Annotated in this window: 18 protein-coding genes and 2 pseudogenes; 4 read left to right on the top strand and 16 right to left on the bottom strand. The window is 60.8% G+C overall.

Annotated elements, in window-relative coordinates; genetic code table 11:
• Positions 1–152: 152 nt before the first annotated feature.
• The 8 genes and pseudogenes from nusB to CAQUA_RS05200 all read right to left on the bottom strand — a co-directional run.
• A pseudogene (gene nusB, locus CAQUA_RS05235) lies at positions 153–656 on the bottom strand (transcription antitermination factor NusB); the annotation flags it as partial.
• 69 nt (positions 657–725) lie between these two features.
• Entirely contained in the window at positions 726–1,289 is a 564-nt protein-coding gene (efp, locus tag CAQUA_RS05230) for an elongation factor P (RefSeq protein ID WP_196824206.1), read from the bottom strand.
• A 42-nt stretch (positions 1,290–1,331) separates the two neighbouring features.
• Positions 1,332–2,423 (bottom strand): M24 family metallopeptidase, encoded by a 1,092-nt coding sequence (locus CAQUA_RS05225; protein ID WP_196824207.1) that lies wholly within the window; start codon positions 2,421–2,423, stop codon positions 1,332–1,334.
• Positions 2,424–2,572: 149 nt separating this feature from the next.
• Positions 2,573–2,998: pseudogene (gene aroQ / locus CAQUA_RS05220) on the bottom strand (type II 3-dehydroquinate dehydratase); the annotation flags it as partial.
• 17 nt (positions 2,999–3,015) lie between these two features.
• Complete coding sequence (aroB, locus tag CAQUA_RS05215) at positions 3,016–4,113, bottom strand: 3-dehydroquinate synthase (RefSeq protein WP_196824209.1); 1,098 nt, start codon at positions 4,111–4,113, stop codon at positions 3,016–3,018.
• Positions 4,113–4,670 (bottom strand): shikimate kinase, encoded by a 558-nt coding sequence (locus CAQUA_RS05210; RefSeq protein WP_290178942.1) that lies wholly within the window; start codon positions 4,668–4,670, stop codon positions 4,113–4,115. The genes aroB and CAQUA_RS05210 overlap by 1 nt, the downstream gene beginning before the upstream one ends.
• 34 nt (positions 4,671–4,704) lie before the next feature.
• Complete coding sequence (aroC, locus tag CAQUA_RS05205) at positions 4,705–5,949, bottom strand: chorismate synthase (protein WP_196824211.1); 1,245 nt, start codon at positions 5,947–5,949, stop codon at positions 4,705–4,707.
• 111 nt (positions 5,950–6,060) lie between these two features.
• The gene (locus CAQUA_RS05200) at positions 6,061–6,534 is read right to left on the bottom strand and encodes a prepilin peptidase (RefSeq protein WP_196824212.1); all 474 of its coding nucleotides are present in this window, start codon (positions 6,532–6,534) and stop codon (positions 6,061–6,063) included.
• Positions 6,535–7,047: 513 nt separating this feature from the next.
• Here CAQUA_RS05200 and CAQUA_RS05195 point away from each other — a divergent pair.
• Positions 7,048–7,608: a hypothetical protein gene (locus CAQUA_RS05195; protein WP_196824213.1), complete on the top strand. Its 561-nt coding sequence runs from the start codon at positions 7,048–7,050 to the stop codon at positions 7,606–7,608.
• A gap of 39 nt (positions 7,609–7,647) precedes the next feature.
• Here the strand turns inward: CAQUA_RS05195 and CAQUA_RS05190 are convergent, their stop codons facing one another.
• The 8 genes from CAQUA_RS05190 to aspS all read right to left on the bottom strand — a co-directional run bounded on the left by CAQUA_RS05190 (position 7,648) and on the right by aspS (position 18,705).
• Positions 7,648–8,487 carry a shikimate dehydrogenase gene (locus CAQUA_RS05190; RefSeq protein ID WP_196824214.1) on the bottom strand — a complete coding sequence of 280 codons (840 nt, stop codon included), beginning with the start codon at positions 8,485–8,487 and terminating at the stop codon, positions 7,648–7,650.
• Between the two features lie 9 nt (positions 8,488–8,496).
• Positions 8,497–9,654: an endolytic transglycosylase MltG gene (mltG, locus tag CAQUA_RS05185; protein ID WP_196824215.1), complete on the bottom strand. Its 1,158-nt coding sequence runs from the start codon at positions 9,652–9,654 to the stop codon at positions 8,497–8,499.
• 51 nt (positions 9,655–9,705) lie between these two features.
• The gene (gene ruvX, locus CAQUA_RS05180) at positions 9,706–10,203 is read right to left on the bottom strand and encodes a Holliday junction resolvase RuvX (RefSeq protein ID WP_196824216.1); all 498 of its coding nucleotides are present in this window, start codon (positions 10,201–10,203) and stop codon (positions 9,706–9,708) included.
• Between the two features lie 53 nt (positions 10,204–10,256).
• Positions 10,257–12,926 (bottom strand): alanine--tRNA ligase, encoded by a 2,670-nt coding sequence (gene alaS, locus CAQUA_RS05175; RefSeq protein ID WP_196824217.1) that lies wholly within the window; start codon positions 12,924–12,926, stop codon positions 10,257–10,259.
• 130 nt (positions 12,927–13,056) lie between these two features.
• Positions 13,057–14,217 (bottom strand): hypothetical protein, encoded by a 1,161-nt coding sequence (locus CAQUA_RS05170; RefSeq protein ID WP_196824218.1) that lies wholly within the window; start codon positions 14,215–14,217, stop codon positions 13,057–13,059.
• 21 nt (positions 14,218–14,238) lie between these two features.
• The gene (locus CAQUA_RS05165) at positions 14,239–15,609 is read right to left on the bottom strand and encodes a replication-associated recombination protein A (protein WP_290178848.1); all 1,371 of its coding nucleotides are present in this window, start codon (positions 15,607–15,609) and stop codon (positions 14,239–14,241) included.
• A 44-nt stretch (positions 15,610–15,653) separates the two neighbouring features.
• Positions 15,654–16,820, bottom strand: coding sequence for a phosphotransferase family protein (locus CAQUA_RS05160; RefSeq protein ID WP_290178847.1), 1,167 nt, complete (start codon positions 16,818–16,820; stop codon positions 15,654–15,656).
• Positions 16,821–16,872: 52 nt separating this feature from the next.
• The gene (gene aspS, locus CAQUA_RS05155) at positions 16,873–18,705 is read right to left on the bottom strand and encodes an aspartate--tRNA ligase (RefSeq protein WP_196824219.1); all 1,833 of its coding nucleotides are present in this window, start codon (positions 18,703–18,705) and stop codon (positions 16,873–16,875) included.
• Between the two features lie 151 nt (positions 18,706–18,856).
• On the opposite strand from aspS, the gene ypfJ reads away from it, so the two are divergent.
• Genes ypfJ through CAQUA_RS05140 form a run of 3 tightly spaced genes read left to right on the top strand, consistent with a single transcriptional unit; the run spans position 18,857 to position 21,976 of the window.
• Positions 18,857–19,771, top strand: a complete 915-nt coding sequence (gene ypfJ / locus CAQUA_RS05150; protein WP_196824220.1) for a KPN_02809 family neutral zinc metallopeptidase — start codon at positions 18,857–18,859, stop codon at positions 19,769–19,771.
• Positions 19,772–19,792: 21 nt separating this feature from the next.
• Complete coding sequence (locus CAQUA_RS05145; RefSeq protein WP_196824221.1) at positions 19,793–20,524, top strand: CBS domain-containing protein; 732 nt, start codon at positions 19,793–19,795, stop codon at positions 20,522–20,524.
• Between the two features lie 39 nt (positions 20,525–20,563).
• Positions 20,564–21,976 (top strand): L-serine ammonia-lyase, encoded by a 1,413-nt coding sequence (locus tag CAQUA_RS05140; RefSeq protein WP_196824222.1) that lies wholly within the window; start codon positions 20,564–20,566, stop codon positions 21,974–21,976.
• The last annotated feature ends 2 nt before the right edge of the window (positions 21,977–21,978 follow it).

The raw sequence follows: 21,978 nt of genomic DNA, 5'->3' as shown, positions 1-21,978 counted from the left end.
GGGGCTGGCTCCGCGGTTTCGGCCGGGGTAGGCTGCTCGGGTTCGGCGGGGGCTGGCTCCGCGGTTTCGGCCGGGGTAGGCTGCTCAGGTTCGGCGGGGGCTGGCTCCGCGGTTTCGGCCGGGGTAGGCTGCTCAGGTTCGGCGGGGGCTGGCTCCGCGGCTTCGGCCGGGGTAGGCTGCTCGGCTTCGGCGGCGGCGTCGTCGAGAAGCGGGGCGTTGGCGGAGTGTGCCTGGATGATGTCGTCGAGGACGGCGTGGATGTAGGGGCTGGCGTTGTTGCCGGCGTACTCCTTGGCCATTTCCATGGCGTTCGCGATGGCGATGGCGCCGGGGACGTCGTCGTTGAAGAGGATTTCCCAGGTGCTTACGCGCATGATGGCGCGGTCAACGGCGGGGATGCGGCCGAGCTCCCACGCGTCGGAAAGGTAGCGCTCGATGTTGTCATCGATGTCGTCGAGCTCTTCCGCGGCACCGGCGACGATGGTGCGGGTGTACTCCGCGATCGGGGCCACGGCGTTGTTCGGATCCTCGGCAAGAGCAGCGCGATCATCAAGGATCGATACTGGATCCATGTCGCGGGTTTCTGCCTCAAAAAGAATGTCTACCGCACGGCGCCGCGCACGGTAGCGGGCGCCGTGGCGCTTGTAATCAGGCATGCGTTTCTACCTGTACTTCTTGTACTGCTTGGTTAGGTGTTCGCGTATGAGGGGTGGGTGAACAATGGTTTAGTTGTTCACGCGAGACAGGTATTCACCCGTGCGGGTGTCAACCTTGACCACGTTGCCGGTTTCCAGGAACAGCGGAACCTGGATTTCAGCGCCGGTTTCAAGAGTCGCGGGCTTGGTACCACCGGTGGAGCGGTCACCCTGCAGACCCGGGTCGGTGTGCTCGATCTTCAAGTCCACGGAGATCGGGAGCTCGCCGAAGAGAGCTTCACCTTCGTGGAAGGAGACCTGCACGCGCATGTTCTCCAGCAGGAACTTGCCTGCCTCGCCGAACTTGTCGTGGTCCAACTCGTACTGCTCGTAGGTCTTGTCGTCCATGACCACGTAGTTGGTGCCGTCGTCGTAGAGGTAGGTCATGTCGCGACGGTCCACGGTTGCGGTTTCGACCTTCACGCCAGCGTTCCAGGTCTTATCAACCGTCTTGCCGGAAACGACGTCCTTCAGCTTGGTGCGCACGAATGCGGGGCCCTTGCCCGGCTTAACGTGCTGGAACTCGATGATCTGCTGAAGCTTGCCGTCAACCTTGAGTACAAGGCCGTTCTTGAAATCGGCGGTAGATGGCATGTGTGCCTCCTAAAGTTGTTGACCGTAAAAACGGACACCATGCTACACGATGGTCAGCTCTTTACTTGTGGTTGTGATGATTGTCGGTGCGCCAGAGGTGATTACCAGCGTGTCTTCGATGCGAACGCCACCTTTACCGGGGACGTAGATTCCGGGCTCAACGGTCAGTGTCATGCCGATCTTCAACACGCCGGTGCTCTTCGTGGATGCGGCCGGCGCTTCGTGGACCTCAAGCCCAATCCCGTGGCCTGTGGAGTGGACAAAGTATTCGCCGTAGCCTGCGGCCTCAATTACATCGCGGCACGCCTTATCGACCTCTTTGAGCGCCGTACCTTCCCGCGCAACCTTCACGCCAGCAAGCTGGGCTTCCAAGACGATGTCGTAGATTTCCTTGGTGAACTCCGTAGTGTTACCCACCGCGAAGGTGCGCGTCATATCGGAGTTGAAGCCACGGTAATGTGCGCCGAAATCGATGGTCACCAAGTCGCCGTCGGACAGTTCGCGGTCACCCGCAGCGTAATGCGGCAACGCGCCGTTGGGGCCAGAAGCAACAATGGTGTCAAAGCTAGGTCGTTCCGCCCCAAGCATCCGCATTCGGTACTCAAGATCCGCGGCGATGGCGCGTTCTGTGCGTCCAGCGCGGAGTTCCCCGGCGTCAATCAAACCTTTGAGCGCCTCATCTGCGATCGCCGCGGCCTCGGTGAGCTTGCGGATCTCAAAGTCGTCTTTGATCAATCGGACATCTTCCACGACGCCGGTTACTGGCACCAGCGTGACGTCGTCTGGCGCCGCCTTTTTCAGCTTCTCAAAGGAAGCGACGGTGACCTGGTTCGCGTCAAAGCCGACGCGCGTTCCTCCAGGAACCGAATCCAACAGGGCCTTGGGGCAATCGCGGGTAATCGTTGCCTCAATATCCGGTACTTCCTGCGCAATCTGCGTGGTGTAGCGCCCATCCGTTGCGATGGACGCAGTGAGGTTCTTGTTCACCAAAAGCGCGCCATTGGATCCGGAGAAACCGGAAAGGTACCGAATGTTAATAGGGTCCGTGACCAAGTACGCATCAATGCGTTTGCCTGCTAGCTCAGCGCTGAGTTTGCGACGACGCTGCAGAAATCGTGTGTCTCCAAAGGCCATGGGTGCCGTCCTCCTTCTACCCGTTTCTCACACAGTTCTTCTTATACAATCTCCGGCTTGATCACCGGCATGGGTTGGGGGCTATCCGGCGTCTCCACCGGAGCTTGCTCTTTGCGCTGCTCGTCCGACAGCCCTGGCAAAGACTCGAAGTAGGACAGAGCGAGCAAGTACCCTCGCCACCCCAGGCCAGCAATAACGCCGTTTGCAATGGGCGACAGGTAGGAATGGTGGCGGAAGCTCTCCCGCGCATGAATGTTGGAGATGTGCACCTCAACGAAGCCTGGGTGCTCCGAGTGGTCGTGCAGCTCAGCGAGCGCGTCACGCAGCGCGACTGACGTGTGCGTCAGACCGCCCGGGTTGATGATCACCGGGTAGAAATTATCCGCAGCTTCATGGACCCACTCGATGAGCTCCCCCTCATAGTTTGATTGGCGGCATTCCACCTCACATCCCATGCTCACACCCTTTTGAACAAGCGTGTGTTCGAGCTGCTGAAGCGTAAGCGTGCCGTAAACACCGGGTTCACGCTTCCCCAACCGGTTGAGGTTCGGTCCGTTGAGAACAAGGATTTTCATGTCGTGGCCTGCCTCTCCTACTTCGCAACCTCAGCGTAGGCCGCGCGCATCTCATCGATGGTCGCGTCTTCCAACCGCGCCGTCTGCCCGAGCCCCTCAATCACCACGAAGCGGATTCGCCCATCGCGGTTCTTCTTATCGTGTGTCATTCCCTCGTACAGCTCGTCGAAGGCACCAGCGTCGTACGTCGTCGGCAAGCCCACGTCTTCAAGGATCGCACGATGCTTATCGACGACCTCGGCGTCGATAAGCCCCCGTCGATAAGCGAGCTGCGCGACGAACATCATGCCCACAGCGACCGCATTGCCGTGACGCCACGAGTAATCCTCGCGTTTCTCAATAGCGTGACCCAAAGTGTGGCCGTAATTGAGGATCTCGCGGAGCGAAGATTCCTTGAGGTCCTGGCCAACGACGCGGGCCTTGACCGCCACCGAGCGCTCAATGAGCTCCGCGATGCGCGATTGCCACACGTCCTTGCCCTGGGAATAGATGTTCAAAATCTCCGTGTCGGAGATGAAGCCGGTCTTGATGATTTCCGCGGAACCGGATACGAACTCCTCTTCCGGCAGAGTGTCCAGGCGATCAAGGTCGATGAACACCGCGTTGGGCTCATGGAACGCACCGACCAAGTTCTTACCGGCCTCCGTGTTGATGCCAGTCTTGCCGCCCACCGCCGCGTCCACCATCGCGAGCAACGTCGTGGGGACCTGAACGACCTTGATCCCGCGCATCCACGTAGCCGCGACGAACCCAGCGAGGTCCGTGACAGCGCCGCCACCAAGCCCGATGACTAGGTCCTGGCGTGAGAAATTCGCCGTCCCGAGCGCGTCCCAGAGCCGGCCAGTGACTTCCAAGGTCTTGCCGTTTTCCGCATCAGGAACGACCGCGAGGGTGACATCCACGCCAGCCTGCTCGACTGTCTCGCGGAGCTCATCGGCGACGCTTTGGAGCGGGGCCTGGTAGACGATCATGGCCTGGCGGGCCTTCGTGGTTTTGACGTGATCTGCGATCGCGCTCGTCAGGCCGCGGCCAATGTGGACCTCATACGGACTCGGCCCGTTGACCGGAATCGACGTTGCAATCCCCGTGCGCTCCTCGGCGTAGTCAGCGGTCATTAGAGATCATCCCCCTTGGTTTCCAAAACGTTGAGAACTTCCGCCACCACGCGCTGCGGCGGACGGCGATCAGTGCGCACCCGGTGCGTGGCGACCTCCCTGTAGTAGGGCTCCCGGGTGGCCAACATCTGACGGTAATGAGCCTGCGGGTTAGACGAGTTGAGCACCGGACGTGAGTTATTGCCGGCCGTGCGGCGCACGCCCTCCTCCGCCGTGACATCAATCCAGACCACCGTGTGGGCTTTCAACAACGCCCGCGTGGAGTCCGTCAACACCGCTCCGCCCCCCAGACTCACGATGCCCCCGCTGGCCAACGCGCGCGCAACGAAGTCCGCCTCAACCTCGCGGAACCTGGTCTCCTGGAGCTCGCTATAGACCTCCCCGCAGGGCTTGTCATAGTGCTCTTCAATCAGCTGGTCCGAATCCACCAACGGCAGGTTCATCGCCCTAGCCAGGCGACGCCCAATCGTGGACTTACCCGCCCCCGGCGGACCAACCAGAACCACACGCGGCCGCGAGTGAACCACGGCCTCTGCGTTGTTTACCCCGTTGTTCACCTGGTTGGTCACCTCAGGAAAAGACTCATTCACGCTAGTTACCACCTTCCTGTGCGTCATCGGCGGAATCGCTTGCATCGAACGCGAGGCGCTGCGCGACGTATGCCTTGTAGGACTCCACGTTCCGCTTGGTTTCTGCAACGCTGTCGCCACCGAACTTCTCCAGCACGTTGCGCGCCAGGACTAACGCGACCATGGCTTCCGCCACGACACCCGCGGCGGGAACCGCACACACGTCGGAACGCTGGTGAATTCCTGTTGCTGGCTCCCCCGTCGCCATATCAATCGTCTTCAGCGCCCGCGGCACGGTAGAGATTGGCTTCATCGCCGCACGCACGCGCAGGGTCTCAGCGTTTGTCATACCGCCTTCGAGCCCGCCGGCGCGGTTCGTTTCCCGGCGAACCGCCTGGCCGTCACGCACCATCTCATCGTGCGCTTCGGAACCACGGCGGCGCGCTTCTTCGAACCCGTCACCGATCTCCACACCCTTGATCGCCTGGATGCCCATGAGCGCCCCGGCCAGCTGCGCATCGAGTCGCCGCTCGCCCGAAACGTGGGAGCCGATACCGATTGGCAGGCCTTCCACGATGACTTCAACGATTCCGCCGAGAGTGTCACCTGACTTCTTCGCCGCTTCGATCTCCGTGATCATCGACTCTTCCGCAGCCTTGTCAAACGCACGAACCGGCGACGCGTCAATCGCCTCGATGTCCTCGAAGCGCGGGTGCTCACCTGCATACGGCTCCGACGCACCGATAGAAATCACGTGGGAAAGAACTTCCACGCCGAGTACCTCGCGGAGGAAGCTGCGCGCCACCGCACCCGCGGCAACACGGGCCGCAGTCTCGCGTGCCGACGACCGCTCCAACACCGGGCGCGCCCCATCAAAGCCGTACTTGATCATTCCCGCAAAATCCGCATGCCCCGGGCGCGGCCGGGTCAGCGCTGCACCACGACCGGACTCAAACGCCTTGACCACATCCGGATCACTGAAATCCGGTTCCGCCGGGGACATGATCGTGGTCCACTTCGGCCACTCGGTGTTGCCGATCTGAATAGCAATCGGTGAGCCGATTGTCTTCCCGTGAAGGATTCCGGTGAGTAGCGTCAGCTCGTCTGCCTCAAACTTCATGCGGGCGCCGCGACCGTAGCCGAGCTTGCGTCGCGCCAAGTGGTAGGAAATATCTTCTGCGGTAACTGGCACCCCAGCTGGCATATTCTCCACTAAAGAGATTAGCGCTTGACCATGGGATTCACCTGCAGTTGTCCATCGAAGCATGAGCGCATTGTCTCACATCCCATGCGCGAGGATGCACGAGAGGTCACTCATGGTGTCCGCAGTCACACATAACACGCTTCACGACGCACCCACTAATCCCGCCACCGCCCATTACCCCGGCCCCATCACCGCCCCGAACAGTCCACCAGACACCACCCCGATCAACCACGCGGCACCCACCATCGCCGGGCCATGCGGCATACCGTTACCGTACCGCTTCCCGCTGGTGATTCCCGCAACCACCGTGATCACATTCGCGCAGACTATCGCCCCCAACACTGCAATAACTCCCCCGCACAACGACACCCCAACCCCCAACGGCACAGCGAGCTTGATGTCCCCACCGCCGATCGGAATCGCCCCAGCATTCGCGTCACCCGATCGCCCACCCATGACCATTGCTACCAGCAGATACAACCCCGGCCACACCAGCCCCCACCACCCGGACGGGTAGAAACAGCACAACCCAAACGCAAGCACTACAGCCGGAAGCGTGAGCCAATCCGGCAAACGCAAATGGCGCTGATCCCACCACGCGAGCACCACCGACCACACGGCCGCAAGCGCCAACCACAAAAATTTCATAATCCCCCCGGATTCTGACAACCCCTACCGTGCCACCAATCTACCGCGTCCATCCGCCCCACGAACGCGCCGGCCAGCCAACCAGCACCACCCAAACCAACCCCCGACCTCGCCGATCGAGCCACCGACCTCACCGATCGAGAGCTCAACGATCGCGCCGATCGAGCCGTTTAGTAGACCGATCGATCCGTATAAAAGACCGATCGATCCGTTTTTTGCAGTGATCGATCCGTATGAAATTGGAAAAATCTGACCTGGGGTTTTACACGCAACGGCTCGATCAAAATTCAAACGGCTCGATCGAATTTCAAACGGCTCGATCGGCCGGACAAACGGCTCGATCGGTCGGACAAACGCCTCGATCGCTGCGCCGCGGAGTGGGACTGAAACGTGAGAGATAGAGGAGCCGGTTGGTTGCGGACTCACATCCGAGCGGGCAGGAGCGAGCGATAACCCGTACCATGTGCAACATATGACTCTCTAGTCTCGTTTTTTCACTTTTAAGGAGAACCCATGCGTAAATTCATCGCTGCTTTTGCAGCAGCTGTCACTGTCCTCGCCGGAGCTAGCACCGCAACCGCTACAGCAAGCGAGTGGAAGCCAGCGTGGAATCCACGCGGAGTGGAGTGGCCGGCTGGATACCGCCAGCTGCCCAAGGTTGCTCCGCATACGGCCTTCTCGAACCCGCAAAACACGGTGCGCTGCGGTGTCTACGAGTTTGATGGACAGACGTTTGTGCAGTGTCTTAGCCTCGTGGACACGATGCCGGGTCACCAATGCAATCAGAAGTACGGTGAAGCCAACGCGATGAACTCTGTGACGGGTGACGCTTGGAACTGCTTGCCCAAGAACACGTTCAACGGAGCGCCGGCAATGGGCCCGTTGCAAGTGCGCTACTACGGCAACCAGTTCGTGTTCAGTGATCCGGCGGGAAATTTCTTCATCGGTGACAGGGGGCTCAACCGGGTGATCCGCGTGGGCACCGTCAACGATGTTTTTGTGCAGGATCGCCACATTAACGGGCTGCCACCGGCGCTGCGTGGGTCCTCGATCCCTGCCGGATCTTCGATTTAAAAATGGGTAGAAGAGCGGCGGCGGGGGCAGGGCGGCGGGCTAGCTCTGGACGTCGGCCAGTCCGAAGTGATTGAACAGCGCGGAACGCATGGCGGCGCGTGGGGCAGGATGGCCGGTGAACTGCTCGAACTGGCTGAAGGATTGGTGCGCGAGCATAGACAGCCCGCCGACGGTGAGGTAGCCGTTGGAGGCTGCTCTGGTTGCTAGTGGCGTTGGCCAGGGGTCGTAGATCACGTCTAGGACTGGGGCGTGGCCGAGTTGCTTGATCTTGTCGGCGTCTAGGCCCGCGGAGGGCACAGTGGAGACGATTACGTCGGCAGCCATGGCCAGTTCCGTGACGTCCTCGTTGAGAGCGACGAAGCGGAATTCAACCCCGTGTGGCTCAAGGAGTGGGGCGATCTCCGCGGAGCGGTCGGATCTGTTCACCACGGTAACGGTCTTCGCGCCGGCGCGAGCCAAGGCCCACAACGCGGGACGGGCAGTGCCGCCAGCACCGACGACGATGGCGCGGGTGATCGGGGTGTCCCCGACCAGTTCACCGAGGGCGCCGGTGATGCCCTCGCAATCGGTGTTGTCGGCGCGCCACCCGCCGTCGATACGCGTGAGCGTGTTGGCTGAGCCGATAGCGCGCGCACGATCGGTGGATTCATCGGCGAAGTCAAGCGCCGCGAATTTGCCGGGCATGGTGACTGAGAACCCCGCGAAGGAGGCGTCGGAGGTGCCAACGATGCGCGGAAGCTCATCAGCAGTGCAACGGATCCGGGTGTAGGCCCAACTGTCTAAGCCGGCAGCTTCATAGCCGGCGGTGTGAAGGACCGGTGACAGTGAGTGCTCAATGGGATCGCCGAGAACAGCGGCCCGGTGCAGTGGTTCAGTCATGGTGCCGGGCTAGCGCTTGGAATCCAAGATTCCGGACTCATAGGCTTTTTGCACCGCGTCGTCGTGCTCTTCCAGCGTGTTGCTGTAGATCGTTGTACCGTCCTGGTCCACGGTGACGAAGAACAGCCATGCGCCGTCCGCGGGGTTCTCCATCGCCTTGATCGCTTCCTCCGACGGGGATGCGATCGGGGTAGTCGGCAGGCCGTCCATTGCGTACGTGTTCCACTTGGTCTCACGCTTGCGGGCGCTGTCGCCGGTGGCCACCTCAACCTCATCCAAGTCGTAGTTGACCGTGGAGTCGAACTGCAGGCGCATCGGCTCTTTCAGGCGGTTGAGGATCACGCGGGCGACCTTGTCAAACTCGCCGGCGGGGGCTTCACGTTCCACGAGGGATGCAGCGATGAGAAGCTCATACGGGCTCAGACCAATTGCCTTGGCGCGCCCAGTGATGTCGGTGGAGTTGTACTTCTCCGCGGAACGACTAATCAGGTCCTTCAAGATCGACTTGGCGTCGCCGTTCGGGTTAATCACGTACTCGCCCGGGGCGATCAAGCCCTCGAGGCGGCGGGGATCGCCCTTGTTGTCCTTGACGGGTTTGATCGCCCACTCCGGCACGCCAAGCTCCGCGGGATCAGTGTTGGCGGCAACATCTTCGATCTGTTGGACTGTGATGCAGCCCGGCTGCGCGCCGTCTTCCCCACACGTCACGCGTGAGATGTTTGAGATGATGCCGTAACGGGTCTCCCCGCCCACGACCTTGACGTCGTTGAGAGTCAATCCACCAGCGACCTTGAGCAAGTCCACCTTGTTGTCATCATCCAAGAACGCTTCGACGGCGGACGTGGCGCTCATCTTTTTCTGAAGGCGATAGAACCCTGGCTGAATGCTATCGGCGTCCGGGTTGGCCATCGCCGCGCCTTGGAATGCCTTCGACGTTTTCACCACGCCGAGTTCCTCCAACTGAGGGCCCATGGAAGACAGCGTGGCGCCCTGCGGGATTTCCACGATCTGCTCTTCACCGTTGCCGGCACCGTTGTAATCACTGCCGCCCCCACCGAGGGACCGTGCCAGCGCGATGTAGACAATCGCTCCAATCACTAAAAGAATCGAAACGATGACTATCGCTAGGCCTCGCGTTCGGCCGCGTGAATTTCTAGCCGGACTCACGATGTGGGTCTCCTTGGGTCGGGGGCTATGACGTTGTCTAAGACTTTAATTTTATGTTTCACTGGAACGTTCCAGAGCGGCGGCGCGACCATCCAACCAAGACTGGAGGATCTCCACCGCCGCAGCTTGGTCAATTATTCTACGTCCTGCCTTTTCGGAAACGCCGGAGGCTCGCAAAGCGTTGGTCGCAGCGACCGTAGTTAAACGTTCATCAGCGTAGCGGACGGGCAGGTCTGTGCGCCGTAAAATGCGAAAACCGATTTCTCTTGCGTGTCTCACGCTCGCTGAGCCTTCGCCCTTCAGATTGCGCGGAAGTCCCACAACGACTTCCACCGCTTGGTATTCCTCGGCGATAGCAACCAGACGATCAATATCGGCGCCGTCGCGGCCTTTGAAGCCGGTCACGCGCTCTACTGTCTCAACCGGCATGGCCAACTTCGCGTCCCTGTCCGACGCCGCCACGCCGATCCGCACGGTCCCAACGTCAATGCCGAGACGCCGGCCGGGTCCAGGGTCATTCACCCCAGGGGTGTCGGGAGTCAACACCATGCTTATCGACGATTCCTTTCGCGCTTCATCGGCCTAGAACTGCTGTTGTGTACTTAGCGGTTGGCGATGTCATCGCGCAGCGCCGAAAACGCTGCATCAATGCCGCTGGCATCGTTGCCGGAACCTTGGGCAAGATCCGGCTTACCGCCACCCTTACCGCCGAGGTACTGGCCCAGCAGTCCAACGAGTTCGCCCGCCTTGATTCCGCTTTCCACCGCAGGTTTCGTCGCCGCAACTGCAAACGGCACTTTGCCGCCGTTGTTAGACACGACAGCGATGACGGCTTTTTCCGTTCCAAAGCGGCCCTTGAGGTCCGTGGCGATGGTGCGCATATCGCCGCCAGCCGTCCCGTCGGGAAGCGTGACTACGAGCACCTTGAACTCCCCGATGGTTTCAGCGTTGTTGACTAGTTCACCGGTTGCGTTGAGCAGCTCCTTTTTACGGAGGTTCTCAATTTCCTTTTCCGCCGCGCGCAGTCGTTCAGTGAGCTGCGCGATGCGGTCCGGAAGGTCCTCCGTCGGCGCCTTCATCTCGCCGGCGAGCAGGTTGGCAATCGCGGCTTCCTTGGAGAAGTACTGGAAGGAATCCAAACCGGAGTACGCCTCAATGCGGCGCGCACCGGAACCCACCGAGGATTCACCCAGAATCGCCACCGGGCCAATCTGCGAGGAATGCTCGACGTGCGTACCACCGCACAGCTCCATGGAGAACGGGCCGCCGATCTCCACGACGCGTACCTCGTCACCGTAGTTCTCACCGAACAGGGCCATTGCACCCATCGCCTTTGCCTGTTCAAGCGTGGTCTCAATGGTGTTAACGGCAAAGTCCGCGTCCACTGCTTGGTTGGTGATCATGGCGATCTGGTCCAACTGCTCCGGTGCCAGCGCATCGGTGTAGTTGAAGTCAAAGCGCAAGTACCCGGGCTTGTTCATCGACCCCGCCTGCACGGCGGTTGGGCCAAGCACCTGGCGTAGCGCGGCGTGGATCAGGTGGGTCGCCGTGTGTGCCTGGCGGGCACCGTGGCGCCACGGTGCGTCCACCTCAGCGCGAACGGTCTGGCCTACCTCCAGCCCTCCGGTATCCACGGTCGCTTTGTGGATCCAGAGCTTCTTATTCCCCACCTTCTGCACGTCATAGACGGACAGAACCGTATCGCCGACGACGATCTGGCCGCGGTCCGCGAGCTGTCCACCAGCCTCGGCGTACATCGGGGTCACGTCCAAGATGACCTCAACCTCATCACCCGCGCTCGCCTCACCGACCTTCTGGCCATCGCGCACCAGACCGATCACGTTTGCATCGTGCTCAAGCTGGGTGAAACCGACGAACTCTGTGGGTTGGTTGTCCACCCACTCGCGGTAAAGCGATTCATCGAGGTTGCGGTGCTTTTTCGCCTTGTTGTCTGCCTTGGCGCGCTGGCGCTGCGCATCCATCTCAGCTTCAAACGCATCCATATCGACGCTCAGGCCCGCTTCCGCCGCCATCTCCAAGGTCAGATCAATCGGGAACCCGTACGTGTCGTGCAGTTCGAAGGCCTTGTCACCAGGAACAACGCTGGCGCCAGAACCCCGGACGGTCGCTGCGGTTTCATCAAAACGGCGCGTACCGGATTCCAGGGTCTTCAAAAACGCCTTTTCTTCTGCAACTGCAACGCGCAGAATGCGCTCGCGGTGCTCCGCGATTTCCGGGAAGGACGGCGTCATCGTGTCCATGATCGTGTTCATGAACGTTGACAGCGTCTCCCCTTCCGAACCCAGCAAACGCGCGGAACGCACGATGCGGCGCATCAGGCGACGCAGGATGTAGCCGCGCCCCTCATTCGACGGAGTCACACCGTCCAAAATGATCATCATCGCAGTACGCGAGTGGTCAGCAATGACGCGGAAGCGAATGTCTGACTGCTGGTCCTTCCCGTAGGTGGAGCCGGTCAAACGCTCCGCGGCCTCAATCACCGGTCGAAGCAGGTCTGTCTCATACACGTTGTCCACGTTCTGGAGGATGCATGCGAGGCGCTCGACGCCCAGGCCGGTATCGATGTTCTTCTTCGGCAGCTCGCCGACGATCTCGAAGTTGCCCTTCTTATCGCCCTCTCCGCGGATGGACTCCATGAAGACCAGGTTCCAGATCTCCATGTAGCGGTTGTCGTCGGCGATAGGGCCGCCCTCTTTGCCGTGCTCCGGGCCCCGGTCATAGTAGATCTCGGAGCAGGGACCACATGGCCCCGGGATACCCATGGACCAGAAGTTGTCTTCCATGCCCAGACGCTGAATCCGCTCAGCCGGGACACCGATCTTCTTTTCCCAGATCTCCGCAGCCTCATCATCATCTAGGAAAACCGTCACCCACAGGCGCTCCGGGTCTAGGCCAAAGCCGCCCTTGTCGACGGGGTTGGTCAGCAACGTCCACGCGAGCTCGATGGCTCCCTCTTTGAAGTACTGGCCAAAGGAGAAGTTGCCGGCCATTTGGAAGAAGGTGTTGTGGCGCGTGGTGATGCCGACTTCTTCGATGTCCAAGGTGCGCACGCACTTCTGGATGGAGGTCGCCTTATTGTTGGCAAACGGGGGGTTCTGCTGGCCCAAGAAATACGGTTTGAATGGCACCATGCCGGCGTTGACAAACAGCAGGGTGGGGTCATCCAGGATCAGCGAGGCACTGGGGACCGCCTCGTGCCCCGCATTGACAAAGTGCTGGGTGAACCGGTCCCGGATCTCGTGGGTCTGCACGTGAAAATTCCTCCAGTAGTGCTGTTTTAAAAGTCAGATTCAGAGTCAAATTTTGGTCTAGCTGTGGGCACGGCCGACGGCGTACACCGTAAACCGCGCAACCGCGCCACGGTTTCTACAAGCTAGGAGCTTACAGGGAACGGCCGCGTTGTTTGTCGGCCAGTTCCTGATTGATGGTGAACACCTGCATCCACGGGACAAAGTCTTTAACACCGGTGCCGTAAACATAAAGCTCTTCGCCCACCCATGGCGGTTTCACATCGTCCATCGAGTTTATACAGCGGAAGTTTTCTGCATAAGCGCCCAAGATTAGTTCGTCGTAGTCAGCAATGATCGCCCACAGGCCCTCCACGAAGTTGGGGCTGTTCACCTCGGTGCGGTATGCGCGAAGGCGGTCGATGATCTGCCAGAGCAACTCACGTTGCTCCAGCGCAGCGACAGTGAAAATAGAGATCGTCGTCGCGGCAAACCGCATGTCCTCATAGAGGTCGTCGATAGCAGAATTGCGCGCCACAACGTTTCCTGCGTAGATCTCCGCGGTAAATGCTTCGAGGGTCTCAAGGTCATCGCCGCGTTTCGACGAATGCAGCCACCGGCGATAATCACGCGCCTTATTCTCCCCGCCGTAAAAGGTGGACGGTTCATACCGCAGCCGTGGACCTTCTTCGTAGGCCTTCCACATCTGGTCCAGTGGAACGTATCCGCCGATCCCGGCGCCGGGGCGGAACTCGCGCTGCCCAATCGTGGGAACTTCTGCTGTATCACGGGTGAGTTTTTCCGCCGCCCACTTCTGGGAGGCCTCACCGACAATGCGCACGATGCGGCAGTACTCATCCACAAACTGCGGTGAGTCCAGCCGGTAGCTCAACGCTTGTAGGTACTGGCGGGCCATCGGTGCTTCGAAGAGCTTCGCTTCTGAATCCAACTCGTAGACCGCCTGGGCACGCATGCGCGTATTTCCCGTCTCAATCCCGCGGAGGTAGGCGACGTTCTTATAGGCGTGGGAGACGGCCTCTGTCGCATCGAGTTCCGGCGGATCCGCGTAGAAGCGCTGCCTTACTGTTTCCCAGTCCGGGAGAAGCCGCGGTGAGGCGAGCTGCGTCGAAAGCTCCCGCACCATGCCGTCGATACGCCCGATGACCGGCTCGAGTTCGCTGCGCCTTCTCCTCGCGTACTCTGACGCGGCTTTATTGCGTAAGTGACGGAAATGGAAGTAGGTGCCCAGCACGAGTGCGGTGATGATGGCTATAATCACCGTCACTGCGATAACGCTGGTCAGAACGGGACTCATGTAGCCGATCCTACGAGGAAATCAGGATCCGCGAACGATGCCGCGAAGTCGCTCCGCGTACTCGCTAATGCGTTTTTCTCCACCATGATCCGTGGGTGTGTAGTACCGCGCTGCATCGAGTCCCTCGGGAATGTAGCGCTGCTGGACCACACCGCGGGGATCATCGTGCGGGTAGAGGTAGCCCACGGCATTACCCATCTTCTTCGCGCCCTCATAGTGTCCGTCGCGCAGATGCGCTGGGACAGGGCCCGCGTTTCCCGCGCGCACGTCGGCCAGCGCAGCGTCGATCGCGCGGATTATCGACGGCGATTTGGGCGCCATTGCTAGGTGCACGGTGGCTTGCGCCAAGGGCAGGCGGCCCTCCGGCATCCCGATGAAGGAGACAGCATCGGCCGCGGCAACCGCGACCTGAAGCGCCGTCGGATCCGCCATTCCGATGTCCTCGGAAGCGTGAATGACCAGCCTGCGCGCGATGAACCGCGGGTCCTCCCCCGCCTCAATCATCCGGGCCAAATAGTGCAGCGCTGCGTCAACGTCAGACCCGCGGATGGATTTGATGAATGCAGAGACCACGTCGTAGTGCTGGTCGCCGTCACGGTCATAGCGGATAACGGCTCGGTCGATCGCGGACTGCACAACGTCCAGCGTGATCACGGGCACGTCCCCATCGGGCGTGTTCTCTTCGTCTGCCTCTGCCAGAGGCGTCTCCGACGCTGCGTCCGCGGCGGCTTCGAGATAGGTCAGCGCCCGGCGCGCATCGCCCCCGGCTAACAGGACGAGCTGATCTCTCGCTTCAGGTTCAATCGTGACGGAGCCGCCCAATCCCCGATCGTCGCTCATTGCTCGATCGATGACGGCCGCAATGTCGTCGTCGCTAAGCGACTCGAGCCGTAACAACAGCGAACGTGACAACAGCGGCGCGACAACGCTAAACGACGGGTTCTCCGTGGTCGCGGCCACGAGGAGGACCGTGCGGTTCTCCACCGCGGCGAGAAGCGCATCCTGCTGTGTTTTGGAAAACCTGTGGACCTCATCGATGAAGAGCACGGTGCGCTGGCCGCGCGCGAGATCACGCCGTGCATCGGCAATCACCTCGCGTACTTGCTTCACTCCCGAGGACAAAGCGGATAAGCCGACGAAGTTCTGCCCCATTGATTGAGCGATGAGTGAGGCGATCGTGGTTTTGCCTGTTCCGGGAGGACCGTACAAGATGACGGAGGCCTCGCCCGAGCCTTCCACGAGTCGGCGCAGTGGCTTGCCTTTGCCCAGCAGGTGCTTTTGCCCGACGATCTCATCCAAGCTTTGGGGACGCATCCGTGCCGCGAGCGGCGCGGTGTGGTCTGCGTGGAAGAACGCGGTCCCGCGGGGAGCCTCGGCTGTAGCGTCGTCCACCGGCTCGCCCGTGCGACTAGGGGTGGTGAACAACCCGCCCTGGGTCACTTGACGTGCCCCGCTACTGACCGAGCGAACTCAGCAACCACGCGGTGCACGGAATGCTCCCCCGCGTGCGAGTGCGGGGAATCGGCGCACGACGATGCGAACCGCGCGACAGCGTCGAACGTGGCAGAGACCTTCGCCCGTGCTTCCGCGCTCCCGCGGCCGCTCGGCCGGGAGGCATCGTCGGGCTCCTCATCGTGGTACAGAATCGATACCGAGAAAAACGCCCATCCCACGAGCGCGGAAATCACGCGGTTGTGCATCACATCGGAGTCATTGACCTGTGGCCACACGGACGCTACCTCACTTGCCCATGCCTCGATGAAGATCTGTGCTTCTTCATCAGAGGCTGGCCGTGCCGAAACATACTGGGGAAAGCCCGCGATCACGCACGCGAGATCGAACAGGACGTCACGGAAACCCGCCCACTCATAATCCAGGAACTGCGTCTTGTCCGCGAAGATGATGTTGTCCGGCGAGAGATCAAACGGGGTAAACGCGCGTGTAGTCCCGTGAAGCATCCGCGCCTGCATCTCATCCGCGATTGTCTCGACCTCAGGCGGGACATCAATGCCTGCCGCCCGAACAATGTCCACGCCCTCCTGGATGCGGTTTTCCAGTAGTCCCTCGCGCATCAGTTGAATATCCCGGGTGCCGTCGATGGTGCGCACCATGCGCGCGAGCAAGATGTTGAAGTTGGTTTCGGACCCAGCAGTGCCCGCGTGCATGATGCCCAAGGATGTGCCGAGGTTGCGCAGCAGGCGCCTGCGGTGTTCCTCATCCGCGGTTTGGATCAGCGTGGCCAGGGTTTCCCCGTCCCCCAGATCCGAGAGAATGATGATGGACTCGTCGAGGGAGTAGCCCAACATCACCGGCCCTGGGCGCACTTCTTCGCTTAACGACGTGGTGAACTGATACGCCACAACTTCCCGGAGGAAGGCTGCACGATCGATCGGGTCCTCGCTGCGCGGGGTGTACTTCACCACCACGGAGCGATAAGACAAAAAGGGGTTGTTTGTCACCCGGAGGCGCAACACTGTGGTGCTGCCAGTACCGCTGAGCACCTCCGGGTCGGTGAGGCGCTGCTGGCCACCGTAACGGTGGGTGAGCACGTTCTCCGCGATAGCGATGACGTGCTCTCTGTCCAGTGTCTGCGTCTCCGGCACCGAGACCTCCCCAATCCTTATCCCTATGGATTTCGGTCAAACCCGCAGGGTGTTAGTTGCTGTCCGCAGATTCCGCGCCAGTGGCTACAGGTGCGGCCTTGTCTGCGTCTTCTTTCTGCGGTTTGAAATCAACTCCGGTTTCCTTACGCTGCGCAGCCGGGATCGGCGCCGGCGCGTCAGTCAGCGGGTCAACACCGCCACCGGACTTGGGGAAGGCGATGACGTCACGGATGGAGTCGAAGCCACCCAGCAGGCTGACAATACGGTCCCACCCGAAAGCGATACCACCGTGAGGAGGCGCACCGAAGGAGAATGCATCGAGGAGGAAGCCGAACTTCTCCCTCGCTTCTTCGTCCGAAATTCCCATCACATCAAAGACCCGCTTCTGCACATCCTGGTTGTGGATACGGATGGAGCCGCCACCGATCTCATTGCCATTACAGACAATGTCGTAGGCGTACGCCAGTGCTTCACCCGGGTTTTGCTCGAAGTTGTCCAAGAACTCCGGCTTCGGGGACGTGAAGGCGTGGTGCACTGCGGTCCACGCGGAGTTACCCAAAGCCACGTCACCGGATGCGGTGGCGTCCGCCGCGGGTTCAAAGAGCGGGGCATCAACAACCCAGGTGAACGCCCAGTCGCCTTCCTTGATCAGACCAAGCTTGTTCGCAATCTCACCGCGCGCTGCGCCAAGAAGTGCACGCGACGGCTTTGCCTCACCGGCAGCGAAGAAGATGCAGTCGCCCGGCTTTGCACCAACGTGGTCTGCAATACCAGCTTTTTCTTCATCCGTGATGTTCTTAGCCACCGGGCCGGTCAGCTCACCGTCTTCTTGGACCAGGATGTACGCCAACCCCTTAGCGCCGCGTTGCTTTGCCCACTCCTGCCACGCGTCAAGCTGACGGCGCGGCTGAGATGCTCCGCCTTCCATGACGACGGCACCGACGTACGGGTTCTGGAACACGCGGAAGGTGGTGTCCTTGAAGAACTCGGTGCACTCCACGAGTTGAATGTCAAAGCGCAGGTCCGGCTTGTCGGAACCGTACTTCTCCATTGCCTCGGCGTAGGTCATCCGCGGGATCGGTGTTGTGATCTCGTAGCCGATCAGCTTCCACAGCTCCACCAGGATCTCTTCGGCCAAGGCAATGATGTCGTCTTGGTCCACAAAGCTGGCCTCAATATCCAGCTGGGTGAATTCCGGCTGGCGGTCTGCACGGAAATCCTCATCGCGGTAGCACCGCGCGATCTGGTAGTAGCGTTCCATACCTGCGACCATGAGCAGCTGCTTGAACAACTGCGGCGACTGCGGCAACGCGTACCACGAACCCGGGCGAAGACGCGCCGGAACCAAGAAGTCACGCGCACCCTCTGGGGTGGAACGCGTCAGGGTCGGTGTTTCAATCTCCGTGAAATCGTGCTTTGTCAAAACGCTACGTGCAGCAGCGTTGGCAGCTGAACGCAAACGCAGCGCCTCCGCCTGACGCGTGCGGCGCAGGTCCAAGTAGCGGTACCGCAGACGGGTTTCTTCTCCCACTTCGTTGGAGGAGAAGTCTTCCACCTGGAACGGCAGCGCCGCCGCCTTGTTCAGCACGTTGAGCTCAGTCACGTTGATCTCAATCTCACCGGACGCGAGGTTCGGGTTCGCCGATCCTTCCGGGCGCGGCTCCACAACACCGGTGACCTGGATGCAGTATTCGCTGCGCAAATCGTGTGCTGCCTCAGCGACTTCATTTTCCCGGAACACCACCTGCGCCAGACCGGAGCGGTCACGCAGATCGATGAAGATCACGCCACCATGGTCACGGCGGCGACCCACCCAGCCGGTCAGAGTGACGGTCTCGCCTGACATTTCCTTGCGGAGATCCCCCGCCAAATGTGTGCGCAGCACGGTGTAATCCACGTCCTTTTATATCGAGTGTCTGTAACGGCCAGAATTCTACCGAACCACCCGGACACCCACCCCAACCGCCAGCGCCACCAAGAACGAACCGCTACGCGTTGGCCACGACGGCCGGTCATTTTGTGGCATGATTCACCCCATGACCTTTAAGAGCAACTACCAAGCTTCCCACACGGGTGTAAGCACCAGCAGCGGGCGCGGCGGAACGCGCATGGGCGGAATGCCAGTCATGGTCGGCGGCGGTGGCCTGGGCACCTTGTTGCTCATTGGTCTGTTCCTCCTCCTTGGTGGTGGCGGTTCCCCGGCACCGCAGCAACCGGGTCAGGGCCAGCACGCCAACGGCGGCTACGCCAACGATGCCGGCGGCTACAACTTGGACCACTGCAAGACCGGTGAAGATGCGAATAAGTACGCGGACTGCCGCGCTTCCGCGACCTTTGATTCGCTGACCAAGATCTGGCCAACGATGCTCAAGGAACAGGCCGGTGTTGCGTACCGTGCGCCAAAGATGACGCTGTTCCAGAACTCCGTGCGCACCGGCTGCGGCATGGCGTCCTCGTCCACCGGCCCGTTCTACTGCCCGTCGGATGAAACGATCTACTTGGACACGTCCTTCTTCAAGGACCTTGAGCGTCTTGGTGGCAGCTCCGGTCCGCTCGCCCAGGAGTACGTGGTGGCACACGAGTTTGGTCACCACATCCAAAAGCTCGAAGACACCCTTGGCTTGAGCGACTACAACAAGCCGGGTGAAGACTCCGCGGCTGTCGCGATTGAGGTGCAGGCTGACTGCTACGCCGGCCTGTGGGCGTACCACGCCGACAAGGGTCCAGACGCAATCCTGGAGCCAATTACGCAGGATCAGCTGAAGGACGCTATCCAGACGGCACAAGCCATCGGCGATGACCACATTCAGAAGCACTCCGGCCAAAACGTTAACCCCGACCTGTGGACCCACGGCTCCTCTGAGCAGCGCCAGCGCCTGTTCACTAATGGCTACGACTCCGGCAAGATGGCGAAGTGCGACACGCTGAACCGCGGCGTGTACAAGGGGTAGGCCCGACAACCACTAACACACATGCCCGAACCTTCGAACCGCGCCGTTCCTTTCCTGGCTGCCTTCAATGACATTGAGCAGTTCCTGCGCTCTGCGTTGGAAGCAAAGAAGACCGACAGCTTCAACTGGATGGTCTCTAAGGCCGAGAACAAGCACATCATCACCACCGCGCAGGCAAACGATCTGAAGGAGTTCGCAGGCTTGCGCAATGCGATTAGCCACGGTGAATACCAGGATTTTCGTCCCATCGCCGAGCCTCTGCCAGAGACCGTCGCAGAGATTGAGAAGATCCGCGATCAGCTCCTCCACCCCGCGCTCGCTATCGAGGTGCTTGGCCCCCAGAACGTCATCACCTTTACGCCTTCAGACGACATTCATGAGCCCCTTCGCGTCATCCGTGACACTGGAATATCCCAGTTCCCCGTATATGAAAAGAATCAGGGGCACAAAAACTGCGTGGGTGTGTTGACTACCAACACGATTGCCCGGTGGCTCGCCGAGGACCTCGCTGAGGACGATTCGATCACCGCGAAAACCGTGGGCGAAGTCCTTGTGTACAACGAAACCAAGGATCACGCGATTTTCCTCCCGCGTACCGCCACCGCCGCCGAGGTGGTCCAGGCGCTGACATCCCCCGGGAATCAGCGCACTCTCCCGCGACTGGTCATCATCACGGAACACGGCAACACCAACCAAATGCCACTGCTTGTCGTCACGGCATCAAACCTCCCCGCGCTTATCGACGCCGCGTAGGCGGCACGTTCCCACCGGATTCACCGGTACTCTCAAATCATGTCGAGTTCCTCCGCGAGTGCCATCAGCGTCGTTGACCTGTTCAGCGTTGGCATCGGGCCGTCTTCTTCGCACACCGTGGGACCGATGCGGGCATCAGCAGCATTCGTGGAAAACCTCGGAACCCTCCCCGCTGAAGTGACCATTGAGTTGCGTGGTTCCCTGGCATCCACCGGCGTCGGGCACGGCACCGATCGTGCCGCACTGTTGGGGCTCGTCGGTTTTACGCCCTTGACCGTCGACCAAACCACCCAGCCCGTGCCCGGTGAGCCCGTCCCCCAATCCGGCACGATTTCTGGACCGGACGGTGAGGTCGCCTATGAAATCAGGTTCAACCCGAAGCCCGTGGCGCACCACCCAAACTGCGTGATCTTTGATGCGTGGGACAAAGACGGTAACCGTTTGGCTAGTCGCACCGAGTTCTACTCCGTGGGCGGCGGGTTCATCATGGACCGCGCGGAAATGGAGGCTGCCCACGGCGCCTCCGGCATCGCTGCTGAAGCCGCAAAAGAAGGTGACCGGGACATCCCCTACCAGTTCGACACGTCCGCCGAACTTTTACACGTTTGCGCAAGCGCCAACAGGTCTGTTGCGGAGGTCATGCGCGCCAACGAAACCGCGATGCGCGGCTGGCCGGAAGTTTCCGCGCACTTGGATGACGTGTGGTCTGTCATGCAGGAGTGCGTGAAGAACGGAATCACTACGGAAGGCACGCTCCCCGGCGGTCTGGAGGTTCGCCGTCGTGCGCCGCGACTGCATCGCTTGCTTACCAGCGAACAGGAGAAGCACAGCGCCCAGGGCCTTGACGCGATGGAGTGGGTAAACCTCTACGCGCTTGCTGTGAACGAGGAGAACGCCGCGCACGGCCGCGTAGTCACCGCCCCCACCAACGGCGCCGCCGGCATCATCCCGGCCGTGATGCACTATTGCCGCGACTTCACGGATGACTTCAACCCGGAGCGCGCGCACGAATTCCTGCTCACCGCCGGTGCCATCGGCGCGATCATCAAAACCAACGCATCGATCAGCGGCGCGGAAGTCGGCTGCCAGGGTGAGGTCGGTTCAGCGGCTTCCATGGCGGCCGCCGGCATGTGCGCGGTGCTTGGCGGCACACCTGAGCAAGTGGAAAACGCTGCCGAAATTGCTCTTGAACATAACCTCGGCCTGACCTGCGATCCCGTCGGCGGCTTGGTACAAATCCCCTGCATTGAACGCAACGCCATTGGCGCGGTCAAAGCTATCAACGCTGCCCGCTTAGCCAAGTGGGGCGATGGTTCCAACAAGGTCACGCTTGATGATGCCATCGAAACGATGGCCTCCACCGGCCGCGACATGATGGATAAGTACAAGGAAACGTCCACCGGCGGCCTAGCAACGCAGCTGGGCTTCCCCGTCAACATCACCGAGTGCTAGCG

This window comes from Corynebacterium aquatimens, from assembly GCF_030408395.1.
Classification (GTDB): domain Bacteria; phylum Actinomycetota; class Actinomycetes; order Mycobacteriales; family Mycobacteriaceae; genus Corynebacterium; species Corynebacterium aquatimens.
Note: the sequence above shows the minus strand (reverse complement) of the source record. Positions and strands in the feature narration are given on the sequence as shown.

What these genes read in the sequence shown, in the direction of transcription:
- CAQUA_RS05225 (WP_196824207.1), bottom strand. Translation starts at nt 2,423, where the DNA reads ATGGCCTTTGGAGACACACGATTTCTGCAGCGTCGTCGCAAACTCAGC.
- CAQUA_RS05140 (WP_196824222.1), top strand. Translation starts at nt 20,564, where the DNA reads ATGTCGAGTTCCTCCGCGAGTGCCATCAGCGTCGTTGACCTGTTCAGC.
- CAQUA_RS05170 (WP_196824218.1), bottom strand. Translation starts at nt 14,217, where the DNA reads ATGAGTCCCGTTCTGACCAGCGTTATCGCAGTGACGGTGATTATAGCC.
- CAQUA_RS05200 (WP_196824212.1), bottom strand. Translation starts at nt 6,534, where the DNA reads ATGAAATTTTTGTGGTTGGCGCTTGCGGCCGTGTGGTCGGTGGTGCTC.
- efp (WP_196824206.1), bottom strand. Translation starts at nt 1,289, where the DNA reads ATGCCATCTACCGCCGATTTCAAGAACGGCCTTGTACTCAAGGTTGAC.
- CAQUA_RS05190 (WP_196824214.1), bottom strand. Translation starts at nt 8,487, where the DNA reads ATGACTGAACCACTGCACCGGGCCGCTGTTCTCGGCGATCCCATTGAG.
- aroC (WP_196824211.1), bottom strand. Translation starts at nt 5,949, where the DNA reads ATGCTTCGATGGACAACTGCAGGTGAATCCCATGGTCAAGCGCTAATC.
- aroB (WP_196824209.1), bottom strand. Translation starts at nt 4,113, where the DNA reads ATGACCGCTGACTACGCCGAGGAGCGCACGGGGATTGCAACGTCGATT.
- ypfJ (WP_196824220.1), top strand. Translation starts at nt 18,857, where the DNA reads ATGACCTTTAAGAGCAACTACCAAGCTTCCCACACGGGTGTAAGCACC.
- ruvX (WP_196824216.1), bottom strand. Translation starts at nt 10,203, where the DNA reads ATGGTGTTGACTCCCGACACCCCTGGGGTGAATGACCCTGGACCCGGC.
- CAQUA_RS05195 (WP_196824213.1), top strand. Translation starts at nt 7,048, where the DNA reads ATGCGTAAATTCATCGCTGCTTTTGCAGCAGCTGTCACTGTCCTCGCC.
- CAQUA_RS05145 (WP_196824221.1), top strand. Translation starts at nt 19,793, where the DNA reads ATGCCCGAACCTTCGAACCGCGCCGTTCCTTTCCTGGCTGCCTTCAAT.